General features: G+C 57.9%; 20 protein-coding genes. 8 read left to right on the top strand and 12 right to left on the bottom strand.

Annotated elements, in window-relative coordinates; all coding sequences use genetic code 11:
- Positions 1-250: 250 nt before the first annotated feature.
- Genes rloA through CUR33_RS00200 form a run of 3 tightly spaced genes read left to right on the top strand, consistent with a single transcriptional unit; the run spans position 251 to position 3,310 of the window.
- On the top strand, positions 251-787 hold the full coding sequence (rloA, locus tag CUR33_RS00190) for a retropepsin-like aspartic peptidase RloA (protein WP_090255907.1): 537 nt from the start codon (positions 251-253) through the stop codon (positions 785-787).
- A gap of 5 nt (positions 788-792) precedes the next feature.
- Positions 793-2,319 carry an osmotic stress tolerance membrane protein RloB gene (rloB, locus tag CUR33_RS00195; RefSeq protein WP_160088496.1) on the top strand — a complete coding sequence of 509 codons (1,527 nt, stop codon included), beginning with the start codon at positions 793-795 and terminating at the stop codon, positions 2,317-2,319.
- 4 nt (positions 2,320-2,323) lie between these two features.
- Positions 2,324-3,310, top strand: a complete 987-nt coding sequence (locus CUR33_RS00200; RefSeq protein WP_090255909.1) for an alpha-L-glutamate ligase-like protein — start codon at positions 2,324-2,326, stop codon at positions 3,308-3,310.
- A 64-nt stretch (positions 3,311-3,374) separates the two neighbouring features.
- On the opposite strand, the gene CUR33_RS00205 is transcribed toward CUR33_RS00200, so the two are convergent.
- From CUR33_RS00205 to CUR33_RS00235, 7 genes are all read right to left on the bottom strand, one after another.
- Positions 3,375-4,523, bottom strand: a complete 1,149-nt coding sequence (locus tag CUR33_RS00205) for a MalM family protein (RefSeq protein ID WP_289238326.1) — start codon at positions 4,521-4,523, stop codon at positions 3,375-3,377.
- Between the two features lie 9 nt (positions 4,524-4,532).
- Positions 4,533-6,125 (bottom strand): outer membrane protein transport protein, encoded by a 1,593-nt coding sequence (locus tag CUR33_RS00210; RefSeq protein ID WP_289238327.1) that lies wholly within the window; start codon positions 6,123-6,125, stop codon positions 4,533-4,535.
- A gap of 18 nt (positions 6,126-6,143) precedes the next feature.
- The gene (locus CUR33_RS00215; protein WP_289238328.1) at positions 6,144-7,148 is read right to left on the bottom strand and encodes a transporter; all 1,005 of its coding nucleotides are present in this window, start codon (positions 7,146-7,148) and stop codon (positions 6,144-6,146) included.
- Positions 7,149-7,186: 38 nt separating this feature from the next.
- Positions 7,187-7,948: a C39 family peptidase gene (locus CUR33_RS00220; protein ID WP_090255913.1), complete on the bottom strand. Its 762-nt coding sequence runs from the start codon at positions 7,946-7,948 to the stop codon at positions 7,187-7,189.
- Between the two features lie 88 nt (positions 7,949-8,036).
- Positions 8,037-8,471 (bottom strand): DUF6160 family protein, encoded by a 435-nt coding sequence (locus tag CUR33_RS00225; RefSeq protein ID WP_289238329.1) that lies wholly within the window; start codon positions 8,469-8,471, stop codon positions 8,037-8,039.
- 242 nt (positions 8,472-8,713) lie between these two features.
- The gene (locus CUR33_RS00230; protein ID WP_289238330.1) at positions 8,714-11,437 is read right to left on the bottom strand and encodes a LuxR C-terminal-related transcriptional regulator; all 2,724 of its coding nucleotides are present in this window, start codon (positions 11,435-11,437) and stop codon (positions 8,714-8,716) included.
- Positions 11,434-14,148, bottom strand: coding sequence for a LuxR C-terminal-related transcriptional regulator (locus CUR33_RS00235; RefSeq protein ID WP_289238331.1), 2,715 nt, complete (start codon positions 14,146-14,148; stop codon positions 11,434-11,436). Before CUR33_RS00235 ends, CUR33_RS00230 begins: the two co-directional genes overlap by 4 nt.
- A 163-nt stretch (positions 14,149-14,311) precedes the next feature.
- Here CUR33_RS00235 and pabB point away from each other — a divergent pair, with 163 nt between their 5' ends.
- On the top strand, positions 14,312-15,661 hold the full coding sequence (gene pabB, locus CUR33_RS00240) for an aminodeoxychorismate synthase component I (protein ID WP_289238332.1): 1,350 nt from the start codon (positions 14,312-14,314) through the stop codon (positions 15,659-15,661).
- Positions 15,662-15,791: 130 nt separating this feature from the next.
- On the opposite strand, the gene thrH is transcribed toward pabB, so the two are convergent.
- The gene (gene thrH, locus CUR33_RS00245) at positions 15,792-16,409 is read right to left on the bottom strand and encodes a bifunctional phosphoserine phosphatase/homoserine phosphotransferase ThrH (protein WP_160088508.1); all 618 of its coding nucleotides are present in this window, start codon (positions 16,407-16,409) and stop codon (positions 15,792-15,794) included.
- Between the two features lie 189 nt (positions 16,410-16,598).
- Here thrH and CUR33_RS00250 point away from each other — a divergent pair, with 189 nt between their 5' ends.
- Complete coding sequence (locus tag CUR33_RS00250) at positions 16,599-17,333, top strand: phosphoadenylyl-sulfate reductase (RefSeq protein ID WP_282875816.1); 735 nt, start codon at positions 16,599-16,601, stop codon at positions 17,331-17,333.
- A 67-nt stretch (positions 17,334-17,400) separates the two neighbouring features.
- On the opposite strand, the gene CUR33_RS00255 is transcribed toward CUR33_RS00250, so the two are convergent.
- Positions 17,401-17,682 (bottom strand): GNAT family N-acetyltransferase, encoded by a 282-nt coding sequence (locus CUR33_RS00255; RefSeq protein WP_090255919.1) that lies wholly within the window; start codon positions 17,680-17,682, stop codon positions 17,401-17,403.
- A 521-nt stretch (positions 17,683-18,203) separates the two neighbouring features.
- On the opposite strand from CUR33_RS00255, the gene oprI reads away from it, so the two are divergent.
- Complete coding sequence (oprI, locus tag CUR33_RS00260) at positions 18,204-18,455, top strand: outer membrane lipoprotei OprI (protein WP_090242095.1); 252 nt, start codon at positions 18,204-18,206, stop codon at positions 18,453-18,455.
- A gap of 136 nt (positions 18,456-18,591) precedes the next feature.
- Here the strand turns inward: oprI and CUR33_RS00265 are convergent, their stop codons facing one another.
- The 3 genes from CUR33_RS00265 to CUR33_RS00275 all read right to left on the bottom strand — a co-directional run bounded on the left by CUR33_RS00265 (position 18,592) and on the right by CUR33_RS00275 (position 20,566).
- A complete protein-coding gene (locus CUR33_RS00265; protein WP_170050204.1) occupies positions 18,592-19,545 on the bottom strand; it encodes a L,D-transpeptidase family protein in 954 nt (317 codons plus the stop codon).
- 75 nt (positions 19,546-19,620) lie between these two features.
- Complete coding sequence (locus CUR33_RS00270; RefSeq protein WP_289238333.1) at positions 19,621-19,902, bottom strand: hypothetical protein; 282 nt, start codon at positions 19,900-19,902, stop codon at positions 19,621-19,623.
- A gap of 58 nt (positions 19,903-19,960) precedes the next feature.
- Positions 19,961-20,566: an arylesterase gene (locus CUR33_RS00275; RefSeq protein ID WP_289238334.1), complete on the bottom strand. Its 606-nt coding sequence runs from the start codon at positions 20,564-20,566 to the stop codon at positions 19,961-19,963.
- 10 nt (positions 20,567-20,576) lie between these two features.
- Between CUR33_RS00275 and CUR33_RS00280 the strand changes: the two genes are divergently transcribed.
- On the top strand, positions 20,577-21,260 hold the full coding sequence (locus tag CUR33_RS00280) for an ABC transporter ATP-binding protein (RefSeq protein ID WP_160088516.1): 684 nt from the start codon (positions 20,577-20,579) through the stop codon (positions 21,258-21,260).
- Positions 21,260-23,758, top strand: coding sequence for an ABC transporter permease (locus CUR33_RS00285; protein ID WP_289238335.1), 2,499 nt, complete (start codon positions 21,260-21,262; stop codon positions 23,756-23,758). The genes CUR33_RS00280 and CUR33_RS00285 overlap by 1 nt, the downstream gene beginning before the upstream one ends.
- The last annotated feature ends 46 nt before the right edge of the window (positions 23,759-23,804 follow it).

Raw genomic sequence — 23,804 nt, forward strand, 5'->3', positions numbered from 1 at the left:
GTGTCAAACAAACCAAGAAGATTGTTGACAGTGTACAGCACTACTTTAGTCGCCCGCAGTCGCGACCTTACTTGCATAAACGCCTATAAGCGCCTGTCACGACTGAAAAACCCCATGTTAGAATGCCGCCCGTTTAACACGAGCAGAGGAATTTCTGACTGCCTGCTAGACTCCAAGCCCAGGCGCGCCAAGAGCCGCATGCGCACCCTGCATGTGCTTGCCCCTTCATCAACACCATACTTCAGGACTTATGACACTAAAGCCCACCATTCTTCTGCTATGCCTGCTACTTACTCCCGGCCTGAGTTTCGCTGCGGAGAAGACAGTCTATGGGCTTAATGAATACGTCCGTTTATTCGACCTCGACCTGAAGCTTGCCGCCAAGCTCGACACCGGCGCCAAGACCGCATCACTGAGTGCTCGCGACATCAAACGCTTCAAGCGTGATGGCGAAACCTGGGTACGCTTCTATCTGGCCATCGACGAAGCACATAGCAGCCCGATCGAACGCCCCCTGGCGCGCATCAGCAAGATCAAACGCCGCGCAGGCGACTATGATCCACAGGAAGAAAAAACCTATACGGCACGCCCCGTGATCGAAATGGATGTGTGCATGGGCAGCAGCCTACGCACAATTGAAGTGAACTTGACCGACCGCAGTGCTTTCCAATACCCGTTGTTGATAGGCTCCGAAGCACTCAAACGCTTTTCGGCGCTGGTCGATCCGAGTCTTAAATACGCAGCAGGTAAACCTGCTTGTGCCCCTGACGCAAACCTTGGCGAGTAATTCCCATGCGCTCTCTTACCCTCCATCTGAAAGTCCTGGTCATACTCCTCGTGAGCCTGGGCGTTCTGATCACGGCTTATCAGATCTTCATCCTCGGCATCCCCATGACCGAAGACGAAACTGATGACCTGTGGAACATCGACGCCAAAGTCGAGTTCCAGGCCAATCCACGCGAGCCAGTAAAGCTGCAGATGTTCGTGCCGCCGCTGGCCCAGGATTACGTCAGCCTGAATGAGAGCTTTATCTCGAATAACTACGGCGTGAGCATCAACCGCGCCGACGGCAACCGCAAAGTCACCTGGTCCGCACGTCGCGCCAGTGGCAAGCAAACTCTTTACTACCGTTTGGTACTGACCAAGCGCTACAGCGGCGAGCAAGCCAAGGCCAAGGGGCCGATCTTCCGCGACAGCATCCCGGTTGAAGGCGCCGAGAAGATTGCTGCCGAAGCGTTGCTGGCACCTATTCGCCAGCACTCAGCGGACGTTGAAACCTTTATCAGCGAGACCATCAAGCGCGTTAACAACAGTAATGATGACAACGTCAAACTGCTGCTGGGCGGCGATGCCTCTACCCCGAACAAAGCCAAAGTAATCGAACTGCTGCTGTCCATCGCCCATGTGCCAATGGAGCGCGTACACACCATTCGCCTGGCTGCGGATATCCAGCAAAACCCAGAACTGTGGCTGCGCAGCTTCAACGGCGAGAACTGGCTGTATTTCAACCCAGAAAGCGGCGAGCAAGGCCTGCCGGTTGATCGCCTGGTCTGGTGGATTGGCGATGATAACCTGGTCACCCTGGAGGGTGGTAAGCAGGCGCAAGTCAGCTTCAGCCTGAACAACAGCGAAATGAACGCCATTCGCCTGGCTAAGCTGACCGACGAAAATACCGACGCTGACTTCCTCGAATACAGCTTGTACGGTCTGCCGCTGCAAACTCAGCAGACCTTCATGATCATGGTGATGATCCCGATTGGCGTGCTGGTGATTCTGATCCTGCGTAACCTCGGTGGCCTGCAAACGCTCGGTACCTTCACCCCGGTTCTGATTGCCCTGGCTTTCCGTGAAACCCAGTTAGGCTTCGGCATTATCTTGTTTACCGTGATAACCGCTCTGGGTCTGTCGCTACGCTCCTACCTCGAACACTTGAAGCTGCAGATGCTGCCAAGGCTATCGGTGGTGCTGACCTTTGTAGTGGTGCTGATTGCGGTGATCAGCTTGTTCAGCCATAAGCTGGGCCTGGAACGCGGCCTTTCCGTAGCCCTGTTCCCAATGGTAATTCTGACCATGACCATCGAGCGCCTGTCGATCACCTGGGAAGAGCGCGGCGGCGGCCATGCCTTCAAGGTCGCCATCGGCACCCTGTTCGCTGCCACCCTGGCGCACCTGCTGATGAGCGTGCCGGAACTGAACTACTTCGTGTTCACCTTCCCGGCCGTACTGATGATTCTGGTGGGCTTCATGCTGGCGATGGGTCGCTACCGTGGCTACCGCCTGACCGAACTGTTCCGCTTCAAAGCCTTCCTCAAGGACTAATGCCATGTTCGGTCTGATCAAGACGTGGAAAGCCCTGGAAGCCAAAGGCATCATGGGCATCAATCGGCGTAACGCGGACTACGTGCTGAAGTATAACAAACGGCACCTGTACCCGATCGTCGATGACAAGATCATCACCAAAATGCGCGCTATCGAAGCGGGTATCGATGTGCCGGAAATGTACGGCATCATCGATACCGAAAAAGGCATCGATAACCTGCGTGCAATCATCGGTGATCGCCCGGACTTCGTGGTCAAGCCAGCGCAAGGCGCTGGCGGTGACGGCATCCTAGTGATCGCCGATCGCTTTGAAGAGAAGTACAAAACTGTCTCAGGCAAGATCATCAGCCACGAGGAGATCGAGCATCAGATCTCCAGTATCCTGACAGGCCTCTACTCCTTGGGCGGTCACCGTGATCGCGCGCTGATCGAATACCGGGTCACACCCGACCAGATCTTCAAGAGCATCAGCTACGAAGGCGTGCCGGACATTCGCATCATCGTACTGATGGGCTATCCAGTCATGGCTATGCTGCGCTTGCCGACGCGTCAATCCGGCGGCAAGGCCAACCTGCACCAGGGCGCCATTGGTGTCGGTGTAGACCTGGCCACCGGCGTGACCCTGCGCGGCACCTGGCTGAACAACAAGATCAGTAAGCACCCGGACACCACCAATGCGGTAGACGGTGTGCAACTGCCTAACTGGGACGGCTTTATGAAGCTCGCCGCTGGCTGCTACGAGCTCTGCGGTTTGGGCTATATTGGCGTGGACATGGTGCTGGATCAGGACAAGGGCCCGTTGATTCTCGAACTCAACGCCCGCCCAGGCCTGAACATCCAGATCGCCAACGACTGCGGCCTCACCCACCGCGCCCACGCAGTCGAGGCGCGTATCGCCGAACTGCAGAAAAAAGGCATCGTCGAAACCGCCGAAGAGCGCGTGCGCTTCTCGCAAGAGCTGTTTGGCCATGTCTCGATTGCGCAAATCTGATTGATCGCACAAACAAAAAAGCCCGGACAAGTCCGGGCTTTTTTATGGCTGTTTGATTGGGTCGCTAACGCACAATCGCCAACTCGAATGCGCCTTCATCGCTGTGTGCATGGGTCTGCATACCAGCCTCATCGACTGCCAGCGCCTGCAGGGGCCGCTTGAAGGGTTTGTTATCCAGGGTTTGCAGGCTGCGATCTTCATCCGTAGTCAATAGCAGCACATAGTGCTCACCGGCGGCGGCTCTTACCGGCACAGTGCCTTCGATAAAGGCATAGCGATACCAAGTTTCCGCATGCAGCTGATACACCGCATCACTCACCAGGCGCGTCGGCTGCTTGGCCTGATCAAGGAACAGCAAGGAGGGATAAGCGACCTGCTTGTTGGCGAAGCTGCGAATACGCAAACCGAAGTCGTACTGCGAGCGTGGCAGTTTCAGGGCCGCGTAGTAGCTCTTGCCCATGGGAAAATCCAGGCTGGGGGAAAAGCGATTGAGCTCTTCATAACGTGGTTCATCGGCGCTGATAGGGGTGAAATCTTCCTCACTCAATTGCCCACAGCAACGCTCGACTAGCTCCTGATAGCGCCCCTCAACCTTCTCTTCAGTACCCGCCAGCAAGGCCTGCATCGCGGCAGTGGGCTGCCCATCCAGCCCCGGCAAAGTGTGTGGTTTAGCGTCAAAGGTCACTTCCCTACCCTGGGTCAGCGGCACATTGTGCAAGGTGGGTGTCGGCGCTTTGGCTCCCTTGGGCGGGACCTTGGAGTTACGCATGCGCCCCTGCTCATCCACCCAGGTGAAGTAGCGTCCATCCTGCTCGTCACGGGCAAAATCGCGCCCCTCCAATACATCAGAGCTGATGTAGGCACTGGAGCGCTCACCCGTACCCAGAAGAACCTCATTACCGCCGGCTTGCACCTGCTGCCCAGCATAGAAGCTGTTCTGCAGATTGCCGCTGGCGTCCACCCAGGTGAAATAGCGTCGCTTGCTTTCACCACTGCTCTTGCTGCCAGGCCAGACTGCTGCCTCACCGTCATTCAAGCGCGCCTGATCGCTGCGCTGGATATTGCCGGTAGCCGTCTGTTGATGCGCCACGTAGCGATTGTCGACAAAACTGTTGTGCACCCGCCCCTGATCATCCACCCAGGTTAAGTAGCGGCCGCTGGCGCTGGCCTGCGTAGCCGCCATAAAACCCACCAGCATCAGCACAATACGCATGACTGAACCCTAGAAAGTGGTGCGATAGGTCAATGCCAACACATAGGCTTTGACACTGGTTTTAACATCCAAATCGGCATAAGGGTTGTACACCATGCTGTCGATGGATGAGCAGTTGATATTGCAACTGGAACGCGCCGGGATGTCCTGTTTACTGACCAGATAGTTGAAGCCCAGATCGATCACAGTGTCCTTATCCCACTGATAACCCACCCCGAGACCATAGAGTTTGGCATCCCCAAGAGGTGCCAGTACGTCAGCCTTGTTGCCGGGAATGGCTGAAGGTCTTGGCTCATAGCCCATACGCAAACTCAGACGGTCATTGACCTGGTATTCGACACCAACGGCCCAACTCCAGACGGACTCATAACCACGGTCAAGAATGATGCTGGTGGACGTGGCGTTCTCCGGAGAGAACAGACTGGCGATGGTCAAAATATCCAGCTGACGGTCGAACTCCAGTTCGAACTTGTCCCAGGCGGCATAGTCGGTCCACTTCACATCCAGGTTGATCTGCCAGCGCTCATGCGGCTTGAACTTGATACCGCTGGCAAAGTGGGCCGGATAGGTCATATTCAAGGAAACGTTGCCCTGCTCCTTATCGAACAAGCCATCCGGTGTCAGGGTATTGAACACCGCACCGATAAATGAGCCGTCCAAGCCCTGCCAGAACCCCTGCCAGTTGTCCGAATAATCCACCACATAGCGCCCTTTCAAGCGCATCCTGGCCTCACTTTGATACACCGCACCCAACGCAAACCAGTCGCTTGGCTCCCACAGAAAGCCGACGTTCCAGGTAGGTGAAAGGGTTTGCTGCATATCGATATCGATATTGGCGATGTCAGTGAACGGACCCAACTCACCGCCACAAATATTCAGGAAAATCTCGAACGGATTACTGTCAACCAAGCACAACGCATCCTGAGCAACACCGACAAACCCAGTGAGGATGCCAGGCGCACGAAAATCCTGATTTAGCGCCATCGCCTGATGGGAAAAACCGATAGACAACCCCAGTGATAACTCGTCATTGACCTGATACGCCAGCGAAGGTGAAAAGTAGGTCAGGCGCTGGATAACCAATTCCTTGCCTTGATAACGCCCTGGGTCGTCATCGTCACGGGCAAAACCCAGTGCTTGTGGCGTGTACATATTGGTAGCAAAGGTCAATTTGGAGCCTGGAGGCGTGATCGACAACCCTGCCAACGGAGCAAACAGCATGGGCAACTCCGTTGCCCCTCCCACCCCAGGCAGATACATCATGGCCGCACCGGCTCGACTAGATGAGTTGGCAACGGGGTCGTTGTCGAGGCCAAGAAAGTTACTCCCGTAACCTTCAGGCGCATCAAAATCGGCACGAATATCCATCATCCCAGTGATGAATTTGACCGTCGTTTGTCGACCTTTCAACTTGCTTAAGGCGGCCGGGTTGTAATGCACAGAGTCGATTCCGACAAAGTCAGCCGTAACTGCGTTGCCAAGTGCCATAGCCTTAGGGCTACCAATCGTTAGATTTTGCGCCAACTGTGCCTGGGCGAGCCCACAACAGAGCGAGGCTACCCAAAAAATCGCCTGCGTCAGCAGCGAAATTCGCGTGTTCATAGGAAGGTTCGCTCGCGTCTATTGGGCCTTCAGGCCTTTGATATCCAAAGGCATGGAGATGCCCAACAGCACATCTGGCGAATCTTCAGTCATCCCAAAACCGGCGCTGACGTTGACGATGCGTTCAGGTGAGGTTCGTAAACCCAGCGAGAAGTTCATTACCGCGCTGGTCTGTCCACTGCCCTCAGCTTCACCATCGGCGAAAGTGAAGGTCGGCTTCAAGGAGTGCGACATCTGGTAAGAGGTCGCCAGCGACACGTCATAGGAGAGTGCATAGGCAAAACCCATGCTCAGCGAGAATGAGGATCCGGGATCAACCTCTTCAAGTAGTCGCCCCCCACGCACTTGACCGATACCGGTGATGGGCATGTTGTAGGTGTATCCGAGAGATCCGAATAACACGACCGGGTCGATCACATAGGACATATTCGCCCCGACGCCCAGGCTGTAAGTACCGCTGCCCGTTGCCAGATCACTTTGGCTATTTATGTCATAGGGGCTGTTACCTGTTGGCAAGCCCAGGGTTGCATACAGCGTGGTCACAGGTTTGCCGCGCAAGGATGTCCACGGCTGCCAACGCAGGCTGGCGGAGACATCGCCCAGACTGTAGGCATTCAAATCACGCTCAGTGTCATATTTGGCAATCATGGGCAAACGAACGCTAAAGGTCAGGTTGTCCCATACGCCGTAGTCGAAGGTGAACGAGTTGGTGAAGGTATGCTGCGCTTCGCCCTGAGAGACCACGCTGAACACGTTGTTACCTGTGCGCACAGTCTCCACCACAGTGTCGCGCAGCAGCGAATAATCGAAACCATAGGTCAACGTCCGCTCACCCTTTTTCAGCAGGGTGTAGCTTTTCTCCGCAGCCTGGAACACCTCTTCCAGCGCCTTGGCGCTGTCGGCGTCGTCATCCTGCTTGCTCAGCGCCTCACGTGCCTGATCGACCGAAGCCGGATCGGCAAGTACCCCTGAACTGGTAGCCCCAGCCAGCATGGCCAGCCATACATAATGCAAAACTCTCATGGCGCAGCCCCCAAATATTTATTCTTATGCCGGGCGTTTTACTTGCGTCGGATATAGCGAATATCGCCCTCGGAACCCAGCTCTGTGGCTTGGTTCTCGGTGAACTTGGTCATCTGTGGAAACTCGCGAAATGCCAGCAAGCTGATGGTGCGGTCATCGATGATGCGCAAATCCTGCTCGCTCAAGGCAAGGGCATTTGGCGGCTCATTGCCATTGGGGAAAATCACAAACAGCACGTTCTGATCCCAGATTTCCTCAAAACGCGTACGGGTAAAACTGATATTGCCAAGTGCCGGATCCGCCACAAACACATGGTCGTTGTACACATCGCGCACCACCACAAAGTGTTTGAAGCCGGCATATTCGATCGGCACGATGGCTGGATGCTCAAGCGCGTCGAGATCAGCAAAGCCCGCCCGAAAACCACCACTTTTGTAACCCAACGCGGTGACAAAGCGCTTCATATCGAGCAGGGAAAACCCACGCCGCTCAACGATTTTGTCAGCCTCACCAAACTGCAACAGGCCTTCCATCACCTGGCGTTCCTGCAGGTTACGGCCAAGGAAATAATCCAGCAGCGAGGTCAGCGCAGCCGATCCACAGCTGTAGTCATAGGCCTGACGAATCACATTGCGAAACTGCAACTGGCTCATCGGCTCAAGCGTCACCGTCTCACGCAAAGGCCCATTCGGCAGCAAGTGCTGATTGATATGCACAGTACCCGGCGCAGGCGGTTTGGTATCCACCGCCTCGCTAAAGCCCCACACACCGATCAGGCTGCCCAGCAGAATCTCGATCATCAGCCAACCGCACTCCTATCCAACAAGAGAAAAGTCCTACCGGCCGAAGCCGGTAAGACTTTTCATCACGCGGAACGACTAAGCGAACTTAGTGGCCCCAGACTTTTACGGTGGTACCAGCCATGTTCATGTCGTTAACAGCCAGGGAGCCGATGCTTGCAGCGTTTGTGTCACCAATTTTGATAGCACCCACGCTCAGCTGACCAGTGATGGTCGGCAGGCTGATTTGCAGCTGCTGAGTGCCACTGGCGTTTTCCACCACGTCAACTTTGACGGGAGCAGTGTCGGAGATGTTGAAGCCGGTGAAGGCAACGGTTTCCATACGCAGCGAACCGCCGCCAGCGTCGCCGTCGGTGTAAACCAGGCTGCCAATGGTGCCGTTGAAGCTACCGGAGATGCTGATGCCGTCCTGACCAGTTACGGTTGCCAGAGCAGTGTCATCCATGGCCTTGAGCTCAGCCTGAGCCATGAAAGGAACAGCCAGAACAGCGGCGGCCAGGGCCAGTTGCTTGAGGGTTTTCATTGTTATTGTCTCCACAGTTCACTAATGGGTTGTCCCCGGCAGGCTGCTCTGGACTCCTGTCCGTCTCAGCTAGCGGCGTGCGCCGCTCACCAGGTCTGACACTGCTTCCCTATTCGCGTCAGGCTTGGAATCGTGAAGCACCATGCTTCTCGTCCTGACGTTAAAACTACTGGTGCAAGCCCTGGCTGCCAGCCCATCCAAGGGATGGAGCGCCCATCTGGCGCAAATCCGGCAGCCAACGCTCAGGCCTCGCTCAACAACCTCAGACTCTTGCCCTTCAAAACCGCTTGCGTACGGCTGCGCACGCCCAGCTTGGCGAACAGGTTGTGCAGGTGCCATTTGATCGTGGCCTCTGACAAATGCACCGCCTGTGCGATATCGCGGTTCGACAAACCGGCCGCGACAAAGCGCAGAATTTCTCGCTCGCGATGGCTAACATCTTGATTTTCATCGAAAGTTTCGAGATCGATGGACAACCGACGGCATTGCTCGCGCAGCTGTTCAGCCAGTCCTTGCCAGGCGCTGGCTCGCTTGGATTCCGCACTGTGCCAAGCGTCCCAGAGCGGTAGCAGCCAGAGTGCGTCATCCAGAAACATGCGCCGGTAACCGCTGGCCCAGGCATCCTCTAGCGTGGTTTTGAGCAAGGCAAAGGCCTTGTCGCTGTTACCTTTGCGCCAGTACGCCACAGAAAGTAACAAGGAAAGACGCAAGCGCCGATCACGCTGATGCTCAGCAGTCTGTTTGGCTAGGCAGGCTTCGAGTATGGCTTGCGCCTTGTCAGCACGTCGCTCGCAGAGGGCCAGCCGCGCCTCCGACAACACCTGCACAGTTTCCGCATCGGCATACCGCCCAGGCGTTAGGACCGCTAGGTGGCGTTGCAGCTGCAGGCAGGTGCGCTCGGCCTCATTGGGCTTACGCAGCCACAGCAGAAACTGCACCTTGCAGCTCATGCCCAGGGCATAGACGCGCTCATACCCAGGACCATGCAAACCGGCCAACCATTCGTCCAACTCAGCCAGGGCCGACTCACCCTCGCCAGCAAAGAACCGCGCCTTGGCCATCACCAGTTTGCCGCGACTGATCAGCTCAACCGGCGTGGCTACGTCGCGCCAGGTGGTTGCCAGCGGCAGCTCAGCGAGAATCGCCGCATGCCGATCCTGCTCATACAGCAAATCCGCATAAGCCAGGGCCAACGGCCCGCCGACCCGACTGCGCCGACCAAATACCTGCTCGACCCGCGCGCGCGCGCTTTCAGCCAAGACGCGGCCGCGCTCGGGCTGGCCCATTTCCTTGCAAATCAGTGCCTCAATCAGGCTGACCACCGCATGCAGGTATTCGCTATCGGCCTGCTCCAGGTTATCGCGCGCCACCGCAATCGATTTGGCCGCCTCACCGAATTCGCCCAGCAGCGCGTAGGCCGCGGCCTGAATGCAGGACATGCTGGCGCGGAAAATCGGCTGATTATCGGGCACCAGGGCCAGCCAGTGCCGCGCCACTTTCAGCGCGCCCTCCAGCTTGTCCTGATACAGCAGCACCAACGCCTTGAGCACTTGAGCCACGGCCAGCAGCACTGCCAGACCAAAGTGCATCGGCTTGCCACGCCCCTGCATCAGACGCGTGCTGACCTCTTCAATTAAAGCTTCGGCCTCGGCGTACTTCTGCTCGAAGGCCAGCTGCCAGGCGTAGAAAATCTGGAACACCGGATGTTCACGGATGACCTCCGAGGGCACATCCTTGAGGATCGCCAGGATGCCGTACACCTGATTACCCGCAATCAGCGTCGCGCCCTGGCGTTCCAGCAACTCAGCGGCAAAGGCGTAATCCCGCGCGCGCAGGGCGTATTTGACCGATTTATCGGTCAGTTCATGGCTTTCACACCAACGAGCGGCGGCATGCAGCAGATGGGTTGGATCACCCGCACGGCTGAGGCGGCCCTGAAGAAATTCGGCAAACAAGTGGTGATAGCGAAACCACTCGCCCTGCTCGTCCAGCGCGATGATAAACAGCTGGGCCGTTTGCAGGCGCTTGAGCATTTGCGCGCCATCCGTGCGACCGGTCAGGGCGTTGCACAACTCGGCATTGAACTCATCCAGCACCGAAGTCTGATCGAGAAACAGCTGCTGATCCTGCGGCAGATGATCAAGCACGTCCTCAGCCAAGTAATCAGCGATATTGCGCTCAGTGCCTGACAGCCCTGAGAGAAATGCAGCGCGCTCGGGCTGCCGCGCCAGTGCCAGCGCCACCAGGTGCAAGGCCGTAATCCAGCCTTCGGTACGCCGGTGTAGCAAGTCCAGCTCGGCACTGCTCAGCTGCAGCTGCTTAAGCTCATGAAAATAGGCTTCCGTCTCGCCTCGAGTCAGGCGCAGCTCGTCTGCCTTGATCCACAGCGCCCAGGGCGAAATAACCGGCTGCTCATCGAGAAAACGCGGTTTGTAGCGCGTGCTACCGATCATCCGCACATTGGCCGGCACCTGCTTGACGAAGTAATTGACCAGCGGCCCCAGATCGACATGCCGCACGCGATGAAAGTCATCAAAGATCAAGTACAGATCGCCTTGAACCCTTTTCAGGTCGCCGATAAACGAATCCATCAGCAGCTCATTCGGCACACTCAGGTCGTCACGCAACAGACGTGCGGTGCTTGCTCCAAAGCCAGGCAGTTGCGCCTCAATGGACGCGATCAGGTAATGCAGCAAACGTTGTGGCTCGCTGTCGGCCTCATCGCAGGACAACCAGGCGACCCGCGCACCAGTCTCCAGCAAGCGCAGACGAAACTGACTCAGCACCGTACTCTTGCCAAAGCCCGCCGGCGCGCTGAGTAGAATCAGACGCTGCTCGCGCGCCTTGAACAACCGGTCAAGCAAGGCATCGCGGGCCAACAACGGGCGGCCGGCGGACTCAGCAGGAAACAACTTGGTGCGCAGTAACGGTAACTTGCCCGGACGGGGTTTCGATTGGCTATTCATTGATCAAGAAGACTCAGTTCACGCGCGCGGCGGATGGCTTGTGTGCGGTTACGCACCTTGAGCTTTTCGTAAATGTTGTGCAGGTGCCATTTGACTGTGCCGAGGGCCAATGACAATTGCTGGCCGATCTCGTCATTCGACATGCCCTGAGCCGCGAGGCAGACCACCTCACGCTCGCGCTCGGTCAGCCCCTCTTCGAGTACTTCCTGCGACTGCCGCGCACTGTTGCCCGGCCAGATAGCCAGCAAAGCACGGATAAACCCCTGCAGCGCCGGCTGGCGTTCGGCGGCTTCCAGCTGCTGGAGCAACAAGCGAATAGCTTCGCCCTCCTCGACAAACAAGCTACGCACCCCTTCGCGCTCGGCACCAATCAAACATTGCACCAGCAAACTCTGCGCACGCTCCTGGTAGCCCAAACGCTGATAACTCAGCGCCGCCAGCAAATCGAGCCGCAAGCGATGCAAACCGTGCCAGTTATCCAACAACATGCCGCGCAGCTGAGTGATTTCATGCAGCGCTTCGCTGTAATGGCCGCGCGCCTGCTGCAGGCGAATGCGGGTCAGGCCGCGCACCCACAGCACGGGGTTAAAACGCATGTGCTGGTAATGCTCGGCCAGCTTGCTCCAGTCCACCGTTTTGAGGCGTTGCTCAGCGCGCTTGAGGCGGTCCGCTGCAGGCTCCTGAAGAATCTGCACCACCTCATCGGCCACCGCTTGGGCATAGAAACGCCAGGACTGGTTGCGCGCGGCAAGGTTCTGCATCAGCACCAGGCTGGCATAGGCTTCCTTGGGGTTATCCTGCATGCGCTGCACATGGGCCATGCACAGCATGCCCTGGGCATATAGATCGATCGGATTGATCACATCCACCGTGGCCAGCGCCCAGCGCAGGCGCTCCTCAATACCGTCCAAGCGTCCTTGGTTGTAGGCAATCAGGGCTTCGGTGATGGTCGGTAGCGCCAATGCCCGCGATCGATCGGAAAACCAGGGTATGACCCGCGCGCGCAACTGGGCGAACAGCAGCTCGGCCTGACGGATCTGCCCCTGCTCCAGACTCAGCAGCACCTCGACGTTGGCCAACTGCATATCCAGATAGCGCCCTTCGAGGAAGTGATTGCGCTGCTGCGCCAGAGCCAGCAAACGTTTGGCCTGATCTGGCTGGCCGATCATCACATTGGCCAGCGCACCGACGATCAGCATCGCCACTTCAAGAAAGGCGGTGTGCTGGCCCAGCTGCACTTCAACCCGCCGCGCCAGGGCAATGCAGGTCTGCAGGTCATCCTTCTGCAAGGCGATAACCGACTTGATCGCCAGGGTTGCCAATAACTTGTCGCTAAGCGGCGCGCCCTGCTTGGCTTCCGTCCAACGCTCAAGCAGCTCATCGAGCATGCGGTTGGCTTCCACCAGCCCCAGCTCGGCGGCACGGGTCCAGACATCGGCGAGTACCAGCACGGGAAAGCGCTCGGCAATCTCATCCGGTACGTGCTGACGCCATTTGTAGATCAGGTTGAGCTGACCACGGTTGATCAACTCCAGGCCGCAACCATCGACCAACGCGGCGAGCATTTCCGGGTCTTCGGCGAGGCACGCATGCTCAATGGCTAGGTTCTGCATATGGTGGTTGGTGAACCACAGGCTGGCGTTGAAATGCAGCTGCTTGAAACGCTCCGGGTCGCGCTCTTTCAGGCGGCTGCGCAGGAATTCGGCAAACAGGTTATGAAAGCGATACCACTGCCTTTCGCGGTCCAGCGGTAGGAGGAATAGCTGCATGGCCTCCAGCTCTTCCAGCAACTGCTGGCCATCATGCCGCCCGGTCAGGGCATTAGCCAGGTCACCACTAAGCTGCTGCGCCACACCCAGAGCCAGCAGGAGTTCCTGTTTGTCGGCGGGCAACTGCTCGAACACGCTGCGCAGCAGGTACGCACCCACAGCGACCTGATCCGTGCCCATGTCGGCAATCTGTGCAGCGGCCTGAGGTTGATGACGCAGCCAGAGGCTGGCCAAATGCACGCCCACCATCCAACCTTCGGTCTGGCTGTACAGCGCCGAAAACGCCACGGCATCTAGCTGCAAACCGCAGCGCTGCAAGTAATCGCGGGTTTCCGCCTTGCTCAAGCGCAGTTCCTGCTCACCGATCTCCACCAGCAAATCCTTGGCGCGCAGGGTGGCCAGGTTAAGTGCCGGCTGAGAGCGGCTACCGATGGCCAGGGTAAAACCTTCAGGGGCAAATTTGATCAGGCGATTAAGTGCGTTCAGCAACTCGGTGTCCTGAATCAGGTGCAGATCATCGAGCACCAGCAGCAGCGGGGTTTCCAGCTGCGCCAGGTCCACCAGCAGACTTTCCATCACCGCAGATACCGGAACACGCATGGTGTTCTGCAGGTAAGCCAAAGCTTCTGCGCCAAAGCCTGGTAACAGACACGAAAGCGCTTCAATCAGCTGCAGCAGAAAACGAGAAGGCTCATCGTCACCAGGGCCAAGCGACAACCAGGCAACAGCCTGACCGCTGTGTGCCCGCGCCTGGGCTAACGCAACCAATGCGCTGGTTTTACCGAAGCCAGCCGGGGCAGCCAATAGCAGCACCCGCGCATGGGGATTGCCAGACAGCGCCGATTCCAGCTGCGGCCTGACCAGATAATCAGCAGACGCTTGAGGTGGCATCAGCTTGGCACGCAAGAGGCTGCCAGCGGCAGGATCCATTACTTCATCCATGGCCTTGATCCCGTAGTAATTATTGTTTTATGAGTCACATCGAACATCCGGGGACAGTTCCATACTAATGAGCACAAGCATCCCGAGTAAACCCACGCGCAAGCTCTAGGATGAATGTTGGCGACGTTCTACAATCGGCGTCCGCGCACCTTGAAAGTGTCATATGCCTACTTGCCTTGTACAGGCTCTGCCCTACCTCGCAGACCCTTCGCGTTACTTCAGCAGCGTCATGCATGCACCCGGTGCCGTCTTACTGGATGCCGGACGCCCAACCGCGCAGCGTGGACGCTATGACCTTATCAGCGCCTGGCCATTGGCAGAGCTGGCACCAGCACCTGACGAAACGGCCAACGCTTTCCTGCAACGCCTACGCCAGAGCCTTGCCAGTCTCGGCGAGTGCCAAGCACCGGCAGATAATCCGCTTCCGTTCGTCGGCGGATTGATTGGCTACCTGAGTTACGACTTCGGCCGCAGACTTGAACAGCTACCGGCCCAAGCTCTCGACGACCTCAATCTGGCCGATGCCCGTTTTGGCCTCTACGCCTGGGCCCTGATCACCGATCACCAGCAACAACGCAGCCAGCTGATATTTCACCCAAGCCTGGACGCGGCAGAACGCCAGCGCCTTAGCACGCTGTTTGCCATGCCGGCAGCGCCTGTGCTGCACCCCTTCAAGCTGCTTGAACATTTTCAGTCGGATACCAGCGAAGCCGAGTACCTGCAATGTTTTGCGCGGATTCAGGCCTACATTCAGGCCGGTGACTGTTATCAAGTGAATTATGCGCAACGCTTCCGCGCGGGCTATCAAGGCTCGCCGTGGACCGCCTACCAAGCCCTGCGCGCCGCCTGCCCTACACCCTTCTCGGGTTATCAGTCTTTGCCAGACGGCGGCGCCATCATCAGCCTGTCGCCTGAGCGCTTTCTGCGCATCAGCGAAGGCCAGGTGGAAACGCGACCGATCAAAGGCACCCGTCCTCGCCATACCGATGCAGAGCGGGATAAAGCGCAAGCCGACGCCCTGCTGGGCAGTAGTAAGGACCGAGCGGAAAACCTAATGATTGTCGACTTGCTGCGTAATGACCTGGGCCGCAGTTGCACCGTAGGCTCGGTGCGGGTACCTGAACTCTTTGCTCTGGAAAGCTACCCCAATGTGCATCATCTGGTCAGCGTCGTGACCGGCGAGCTGGCAGCGGATAAAGATGCCCTGGACTTGATCGCCGGCAGTTTCCCCGGCGGCTCGATTACTGGCGCGCCAAAGATCCGTGCTATGCAGATCATCGATGAACTGGAGCCCACTCGCCGCGCCCTGTATTGCGGCTCGCTGCTGTATCTGGATGTCCGCGGCGAAATGGATAGCTCAATCGCCATCCGCAGCCTGTTGGCCAAGGATGGACAGATCAGCTGCTGGGGTGGCGGTGGCATCGTCGCCGACTCAAACGGCCAGGCCGAATACCAGGAATCGATTACCAAGGTCAGAGTGCTGCTGGAGACACTAGAGCAGTTCTGCGACTGAACTGGACGGCAGGCACAAAAACTTCCGGGAGAAGTTTTTGACGTCGCCCAGCGACGACCCGAAGGGTGGCCGCCATGGATGGCAAGCCACAAAAAAGCCCGCAAATGCGGGCTTTTCAATAGAGAGCTGATTACAGGCTCAGCTCTCTATTGGATGCCTTGAGGAACTCGCGCTTGAGGTCTTCATAGGTGTGTACTGCAGGGAACTGCGGGAATTCGCGAATCACGTTGTCCGGCGCATGGAACAGGATACCGGCATGGGCTTCGCTGAGCATGGTGGTGTCGTTATACGAGTCACCCGCCGCGATCACGCGATAATAGAGGCTCTTGAAGGCGATGACCGACTGACGCTTGGGGTCCTTTTGGCGCAGTTGGTAATCCACTACGCGATCCGTTTCATCGGTGATCAGCTTGTGGCATAGCAGAGTAGGGAAACCCAACTGACGCATCAGCGGCTGGGAGAACTCGTAGAAGGTGTCCGACAGAATCACCACCTGAAAGCGCTCGCGCAGCCAATCGACAAATTCCACCGCGCCATCCAGGGGCTTGAGTGTAGCGATCACTTCCTGGATATCGGACAGCTTCAAGCCGTGCTCGTCCAGGATGCGCAGGCGCTGTTTCATCAGCACGTCATAGTCCGGAATATCCCGGGTGGTCGCTTTCAGCGATTCGATGCCAGTTTTTTCCGCGAAGGCGATCCAGATTTCCGGGACCAACACGCCTTCCAGGTCGAGACACGCGATTTCCACAGGACACTCCTAGCTTGGATTTATTTGAGAAGGCGGCACTCTAGCCGCTCCCCTAAAGCTCTGCAACGCAGAGCTTTATACCCAAATCAAAGGTCTACTACGGCACTTGGTTATTTAGTCGTATAACCAGCTTTTGCTACCATCGCCACACAAAGACGCGCGACGTCACCATAACTAGGAATTCAGCCGATGAGCCAACCCTTCGATGCAGCCGAGCTGGCGGCGAGCTACGCCAATAAGTCGCCTCAAGACATTCTCAAACTCGCCTTTGAACACTTTGGCGATGAACTATGGCTGTCTTTCAGCGGCGCGGAAGATGTGGTGCTGGTCGACATGGCCTGGAAACTCAACAAGAACGTCAAGGTCTTCAGCCTCGACACCGGCCGCCTGCATCCGGAGACTTACCGTTTTATCGATCAGGTGCGCGAGCACTACAACATCAGCATCGACATACTCTCGCCGGAGGCCGCCGCGCTGGAGCCTTTCGTCAAGGAAAAGGGCCTGTTCAGCTTCTATAAGGACGGCCATGGTGAATGCTGCGGCATCCGCAAAACTGCCCCGCTACGCCGCAAGCTTGCCACGGTAAAAGCCTGGGCCACAGGCCAGCGCCGTGACCAGAGCCCCGGCACACGCAGCCAGGTTGCTGTAGTGGAAATTGACGGCGCCTTTTCTACAGCAGATAACACCCTATACAAGTTCAACCCGTTGGCGCAGATGAGCAGCGAAGACATCTGGGCCTATATCCGCATGCTCGAACTGCCCTACAACAGCCTGCACGAACGCGGCTTTATCAGCATCGGTTGCGAGCCGTGCACGCGCCCGGTGCTACCTAACCAGCATGAGCGCGAAGGCCGCTGGTGGTGGGAAGAAGCAACACAGAAAGAATGTGGCCTGCACGCTGGCAATCTAATCGCCAAAATCTGATTGCAAAGACGAAAGACAGATATAAAAAAAGGCCAGTCAATGACTGGCCTTTTCGTGTGCGTATTAATCAGCTTTTATCCGCATGACGCTGGCGGCGAACCATGTAACGTTCGACATAGGAACATGAAGGAATCACCGTATACCCCAGCAGCTCGGCATACTGCAGCGCATGCTCGGTTAACGCAGCCGCGATCCCACGCCCACGCAACGAATTGGGCACAAAGGTGCGATAGATATCCAGGGTTTGCTTCCCAAGGTCCATATAAGCCAGGTATGCCCGATCACCATCCACTGTGGTCTCGAATTGATGGCCTGCCAGGTCATGGTGAATGGACAACGCCTCGCTCATTGCAACTCCTCTGTTAAAACGCGCAACCCGCTTTCGCCCCTAAAGTCATGTGGTGCAGCATCTGCACCAATTAAGTTGTAGGCAATATTCACGAGCTTATCAGGCAAAAACCTGCGAGGTCACGTGAATCAATAACTTAGATCGCACCTCGCGTCATTTCGGCACACAAGCAATCCGAACGATGTCTATGTCAGCGTCGGCAACGTTTGTAGACACGGCATCCTTCGGATGATTCACCATCAGATAACTTACGGCATCATTTCCAAGCCCCTAGAGTGATCAACGCGACTCTAGCCTGACCTCAGTGCTTCCCGTATGACTGCAAGAAGCCTCGGAACTGATTGTTTTTTAACCAAAACATGTCAAATAAGTGGGCGGCTATGCATAAAGCAGAAAAAAACTCTGGCGGCTTGCCTTGCCTCCGTTTACTTACTACAAGTTACAGGTAGTATGTACGCCGGCTAATTTCCTACCATTAGGAAATTGCTTTTATGGAAAAACTCCACCTCAAGGGGAACACGATGAACAACGTTCTGAAATTCTCTGCTCTGGCATTGGCCGCAGTTCTGGCTACCGGTTGCAGCAGCATGTCCAAAGAAACTGAAGCTCGTCTGACTGCAACTGAAGATGCAGCCGCTCGCGCTCAAGCCCGTGCCGACGAAGCCTACCGTAAGGCTGATGACGCTATGGCTGCTGCTCAGAAGGCTCAGCAAACTGCTGACGAAGCCAATGAGCGCGCTCTGCGTATGCTGGAAAAAGCCAGCCGCAAGTAATAGCTCACAAGGCTATGACAAGCCGACCCAGTTTCTGGGTCGGCTTTTTTATTGCCCAGCAAAAAGACTACCCTTTTATAGGCAATAAAAAACCCGTCAGCGATTACGCATAACGGGCCTTTTGAACAAGCTGAAGTCAGATAGCCGGCTCAGTCGCCACCATGGCCTGATCAGGCTGAGCAATTTCAACCGGCAAGCCATCTTCAGCAGCTACCACTTCGCGCAGCATTTCCCAGTCCAGACGCAGGTCGGCGAACTGATCATTTTTCAGAAGCGCATTTATGACGGCCGTGTGCTTATCAACAACCGAAGCATCGCCCGAATCATCTAGCGGAGCATGGGCTTCCAGGTAGACCTTACCGCCACTACGGCCGAACTTGTAAGGCTCGTTGATGATGCGCACCGACGTGCCCACAGACACCATCGACGCCAGCTTCAAGACGTTGTGGTTAAGCATGCGGAAGCAGCCATGACTGACACGCATACCAATACCAAATTTCTTGTTCGAACCGTGAATCAGGTAACCCGGCACCGACAAGCCCATCTTGTATGGACCCAACGGGTTGTCCGGACCTGGCGGCACGTAGGCAGGCAACGGATCGCCATCTGCAGCATGCTCTTCACGGATCGATTTAGGCGGTGTCCAGCCCGGGTTTGGCGTCTTGGCCGTGATGCGCGCATTGGCAACCGGCGAACTCCAGCCCTCGCGACCAATACCCAGCGGATAGGTGTAAACCACGTTGCGACCTTTCGGGTAGTAGTACAGACGGTACTCGGCGAGGTTGATCACAATACCCTCACGCGGGCCAGGCGGCAGAATGTAACGCGTCGGCAAAATAATCTCGTTGCCAGCGCCCGGCAGCCAGGGGTCAACACCCGGATTGGCAACAACCATTTCCAAATAACCCAAATCATTTGCCACACCCAAGTCGGCAAAGGTGTCCTCGTATTTGGCTTGGATTACCTGCACTTCGCCAACGATATCCTCACCAGGCGGGGGCAGAGGAAACTCAAGAGCATTAGCAGACGCAACCGCAAATACAGCGGCAAGCGGCAGGCAACGAGTGACGGCAAAGGCACGCGACAACATCCGGAAATTCCTGACGAAAAAGGTTGGTAAAAGTTGGTGCCGATTGTACACCGATTGATCAGCTGCTTGGATAGCTCAGCGAGCTGGCAATGCTGGACGATCACCGCGTTTCTGCGCATCAAGTGTGGCCCGGCATACCGGGCACAAGCGTTTGTCGCGCAGCATCGTCTTATCCAGATCACGCCATACGGGTTGCGCGGGCAGCAAACCGCCGCATAACGTGCGGTCAGCAAACTCACCTAACTCAAGCTGACGCGCCAGCAGGTGCACACGCACTTCTCGGCAGGCGAACAGGTCAAGCTGCTCGTCGGGCTCGATCAGTTGGTAGGCATGCAAGGACCAGGCAGGACGCGGCATTGAGGGCTCCAGTGCGGGGCCGCCACATTAGCCGAAAGGCACGGTACAGAAAAGCCCGTCAGAGCAAAGGTTTCAGGGTCGGCCAGACGTTTTCCAGCAGCTTGGGTTGCGCCTCAGCAGTGGGGTGAATGCCGTCGTTTTGCATCAGCGAAGGCACACCACCTACGCCCTCCAGCACGAAAGGCACCAGGGCAGCGTCATGCGCCTGCGCCACCTTGGGGAACACCTCAGCGAACGCCGTGGTGTAGCGCACACCGTAATTGGGCGGTAGCTGCATGCCAAGGATCAGCACCTTGGCGCCCTTCTGCTGCGATGCCTGCACCATGGCCGCAAGGTTTTGTTGCAATTGCGCAGGGGGCTGGCCACGCAGGCCATCATTGCCTCCCAACTCGATAATCACCAGCTCCGGCTGATGCTCTGTAAGCAGCGCGGGCAGCCGTGCGGCGCCGCCTGCGCTGGTGTCGCCGCTGATCGACGCATTGACCACCTGGTGGGCAAAACCCTCTTCGGCTAGGCGTTTTTCCAACAAGGCGACCCATCCCTGGCGGGTATCCAGGCCAAAAGCCGCGCTGATACTATCGCCGACGACCAGCACGGTACCCGCGAACGCAGCCGGGCCCCACAGCAGCAGGCTCAGGGCAGTACCGATCAACCACTTACGCATTGGATTCTCCATGAGCTCAAGTATTCTCACCGCGCGAAACCTTAGCAAAGTGGTCCCCAGCACGGAAGGCGAGCTAACCATACTCCATGATCTGTCGCTGGAGCTGGTTTCCGGTGGCAGCCTGGCGATTGTCGGCAGCTCCGGTTCGGGTAAATCCACCCTGCTCGGCCTGCTCGCCGGTCTCGACCTACCCAGTAGTGGCAGCGTGGTACTGGCCGGTAACGACCTAGCCAGCCTCGATGAAGATCAGCGTGCGCGCGTTCGCGCAGAGCACGTCGGTTTCGTCTTTCAGTCCTTCCAGTTGCTCGACAGTTTGAATGCCCTGGAAAACGTCATGCTGCCGCTTGAGCTTGAGGGCCATGCCGATGCCCGCCAGCGCGCCCGCACCCTGCTGGACCGTGTCGGCCTGGGCCAACGCCTCACGCACTACCCACGTCAGCTCTCCGGCGGTGAGCAGCAACGTGTAGCCATCGCCCGCGCCTTTGCCGCCGAGCCCGCGGTACTGTTTGCCGACGAGCCCACCGGTAACCTCGACAGCCACACCGGCGAGCGCATCAGTGACCTGCTGTTCGAACTGAACCAGGAGCGCGGCGCGACCCTGGTACTGGTCACCCATGACGAACGCCTGGCGCACCGCTGCCAACGCCTGATCCGCCTAGAAGGCGGTCACCTGGTCGACCACGTGGAACCTTGATGAAACAGCTGCCATTTACCCGCCTGCTTTCTCTCGCTAGCCGTCAGTTGCTGCGCGATGCCCGCGCAGGCGAGCTGCGTGTGTTGTTTTTCGCCTTGCTGATCGCCGTCGCCGCCAGCACGGCCATTGGTTATTTCAGCGCACGCCTGAACGACGGGATGCTGCTGCGCGCGACTGAATTTCTCGCTGCCGACCTGCGCCTGACGGGCAGCTCGCCCAGTGCACCCGAGCAAATCAGCACGGGTAAACAATTGGGGCTGGAGCATGCCCAGCTGGTGGAATTCTCCAGCGTGGTGGCCAGCGATGCGGGTATCCAGCTGGCCAGCATCAAAGCAGCGGACAGCGCTTACCCGCTGCGGGGCGAACTGAAGAGTGCCGCCGCGCTATATGACACTGAACAAATCGGCACCGGCCCGCAGCCTGGTGAAGCCTGGGCCGAAGCACGGCTGTTTGTTGCCCTCAATCTGAAACCCGGCGACAGCGTTGAAGTCGGCGCCAAAACCCTGCGCCTGACCCGCGTACTAACCTTTCTCCCGGATGAAGCCGGTGACTTTTACAGCCTGACGCCGCATCTGCTGATGCACCTGGACGACCTGGCCGCCACCGGCGTGGTGCAACCGGGCAGCCGCGTGCGTTATCAGGAGCTGTGGCGCGGCAAGGCTGATGCCTTGGCGCAGTATCGCCAGAGCATCACGCTTGCGCCCAACCAGCGCCTGGAAGATGCCAAAGATGGCAATCGCCAGGTCGGCAGCGCCCTAGGCCGCGCCGAACGCTATCTGAACCTCGCTAGCCTGGCCGCCGTGCTACTGGCCGGGGTGGCCGTGGCCCTTTCGGCAGCACGCTTTGCCGCCAGGCGTTTCGATGCGAGCGCACTGCTGCGCTGCCTGGGCCTGTCCCGTAACCAGGCACTCGGCCTGTTCAGCCTGCAACTGGCGCTGCTGGGAATTACGGCCAGCCTGATCGGCGCGTTGCTGGGCTGGCTGGCCCAGCTTGCATTGTTCAATATGCTGCAGGACCTGCTCCCAGCGCAGATTCCGCCTGGCGGCCTGTGGCCTGCGCTGGCCGGCATGGCCACCGGACTGGTCGCCCTCGCAGGCTTTGCCTTGCCGCCGCTGGCGGCACTCGGCCGTGTGCCGCCATTGCGCGTTCTGCGCCGCGATCTGCTGCCGGTGCCTGCCAGCTCCTGGCTGGTATATGGCGCAGCCTTGCTGGCACTCGGCTTGATCATGTGGCGCTTGAGCCTCGACCTGCAGCTGACTTTCGCCCTACTCGGCGGCGGCCTTGTTACCGCGCTGCTGCTCGGTGGATTGCTGCTGCTCGGCCTGCAGAGCCTGCGCCGCATGCTGGCCGGCGCTTCGCTGCCCTGGCGATTGGGATTGGGCCAATTGCTGCGTCACCCACTGGCTGCAGCCGGGCAATCGTTGGCTTTCGGCCTGATCATTCTGGCCATGGCGCTGATCGCCTTGCTGCGTGGCGAGCTGCTCGACACCTGGCAGGATCAACTGCCTGAGAACGCGCCCAATCACTTTGCGCTGAATATCCTGCCGGCAGACAAAGACGCCTTCGCCGCTCGCCTTAATGAACTATCACCGCACCCCGCACCATTGTTCCCCGTGGTGCCCGGTCGACTGGTGATGATCAATGGCGAACCGGTAAGACAGATCGTCAGCAAGGAATCCCAGGGCGAGCGCGCGATTCGCCGCGACCTAAGCCTGACATGGGCCGAGGATTTGCCAGCGGATAACAACTTGATCGCCGGTAACTGGTGGACGGATGCCAATACCAGCGAATTACCGGGCGTATCGGTGGAGTCCGAACTGGCCGAAAGCCTGCAACTGAAACTCGGCGACCGCTTGAGCTTCAGCGTCGGCGGCCTTAACCGAGATGCGGTGGTCAGCAGCCTGCGTGAAGTGGACTGGAATAACTTCCAGCCCAACTTCTATATGATCTTCCAGCCCGGCACCCTGCAGGATCTACCGGTCACCTACTTGACCAGTTTCTACCTGCCGCCGCAGTACGAAAAGCAACTGGTTGAGCTGTCGCGTGCCTTCCCGGCCGTGACCTTGCTGCAGGTCGAGGCGCTGCTGGAACAACTGCGCAGCATCCTCGCCCAGGTCACCCTGGCCATCGAGTTTGTCCTGCTGTTCGTGCTGGCGGCCGGCCTTGCTGTGCTGTTCGCCGGGCTGCAAGCCACCCTGGATGAACGCATTCGCCAAGGCGCTCTGCTGCGCGCGTTGGGTGCCGAGCGCAAGTTGCTGATCAAGGCCCGTCGTGCGGAGTTCGGCCTGCTTGGTGCCTCCAGCGGGCTGCTGGCGGCTTTTGGCTGTGAGCTAATCAGCTTTCTGCTCTATCGCTTTGCCTTCGACCTCACCTGGCAACCGCACCCCTGGTTGCTCTTGCTGCCGTTGATTGGTGCGCTGCTGGTCGGTACGGCAGGCGTTCTCGGCACGCGCCGCGCCTTGAATATCAGCCCGCTGACGGTGCTGCGCGAGGGCTGATAGACTCGCGCACCACCTTTCTCAGCCGTCCGAGAACCAGTTTAGT

The organism is Pseudomonas sp. FEMGT703P (assembly GCF_002786345.1).
Classification (GTDB): domain Bacteria; phylum Pseudomonadota; class Gammaproteobacteria; order Pseudomonadales; family Pseudomonadaceae; genus Aquipseudomonas; species Aquipseudomonas peli.

Excerpts from the sequence above, each read along its gene's own strand:
- rloA (WP_090255907.1), top strand. The coding sequence starts at position 251 with ATGACACTAAAGCCCACCATTCTTCTGCTATGCCTGCTACTTACTCCC.
- rloB (WP_160088496.1), top strand. The coding sequence starts at position 793 with ATGCGCTCTCTTACCCTCCATCTGAAAGTCCTGGTCATACTCCTCGTG.
- CUR33_RS00200 (WP_090255909.1), top strand. The coding sequence starts at position 2,324 with ATGTTCGGTCTGATCAAGACGTGGAAAGCCCTGGAAGCCAAAGGCATC.
- CUR33_RS00205 (WP_289238326.1), bottom strand. The coding sequence starts at position 4,523 with ATGCGTATTGTGCTGATGCTGGTGGGTTTTATGGCGGCTACGCAGGCC.
- CUR33_RS00210 (WP_289238327.1), bottom strand. The coding sequence starts at position 6,125 with ATGAACACGCGAATTTCGCTGCTGACGCAGGCGATTTTTTGGGTAGCC.
- CUR33_RS00215 (WP_289238328.1), bottom strand. The coding sequence starts at position 7,148 with ATGAGAGTTTTGCATTATGTATGGCTGGCCATGCTGGCTGGGGCTACC.
- CUR33_RS00220 (WP_090255913.1), bottom strand. The coding sequence starts at position 7,948 with ATGATCGAGATTCTGCTGGGCAGCCTGATCGGTGTGTGGGGCTTTAGC.
- CUR33_RS00225 (WP_289238329.1), bottom strand. The coding sequence starts at position 8,471 with ATGAAAACCCTCAAGCAACTGGCCCTGGCCGCCGCTGTTCTGGCTGTT.
- CUR33_RS00230 (WP_289238330.1), bottom strand. The coding sequence starts at position 11,437 with ATGAATAGCCAATCGAAACCCCGTCCGGGCAAGTTACCGTTACTGCGC.
- CUR33_RS00235 (WP_289238331.1), bottom strand. The coding sequence starts at position 14,148 with ATGGATGAAGTAATGGATCCTGCCGCTGGCAGCCTCTTGCGTGCCAAG.
- pabB (WP_289238332.1), top strand. The coding sequence starts at position 14,312 with ATGCCTACTTGCCTTGTACAGGCTCTGCCCTACCTCGCAGACCCTTCG.
- CUR33_RS00250 (WP_282875816.1), top strand. The coding sequence starts at position 16,599 with ATGAGCCAACCCTTCGATGCAGCCGAGCTGGCGGCGAGCTACGCCAAT.
- CUR33_RS00255 (WP_090255919.1), bottom strand. The coding sequence starts at position 17,682 with ATGAGCGAGGCGTTGTCCATTCACCATGACCTGGCAGGCCATCAATTC.
- oprI (WP_090242095.1), top strand. The coding sequence starts at position 18,204 with ATGAACAACGTTCTGAAATTCTCTGCTCTGGCATTGGCCGCAGTTCTG.
- CUR33_RS00265 (WP_170050204.1), bottom strand. The coding sequence starts at position 19,545 with ATGTTGTCGCGTGCCTTTGCCGTCACTCGTTGCCTGCCGCTTGCCGCT.
- CUR33_RS00270 (WP_289238333.1), bottom strand. The coding sequence starts at position 19,902 with ATGCCGCGTCCTGCCTGGTCCTTGCATGCCTACCAACTGATCGAGCCC.
- CUR33_RS00275 (WP_289238334.1), bottom strand. The coding sequence starts at position 20,566 with ATGCGTAAGTGGTTGATCGGTACTGCCCTGAGCCTGCTGCTGTGGGGC.
- CUR33_RS00280 (WP_160088516.1), top strand. The coding sequence starts at position 20,577 with ATGAGCTCAAGTATTCTCACCGCGCGAAACCTTAGCAAAGTGGTCCCC.
- CUR33_RS00285 (WP_289238335.1), top strand. The coding sequence starts at position 21,260 with ATGAAACAGCTGCCATTTACCCGCCTGCTTTCTCTCGCTAGCCGTCAG.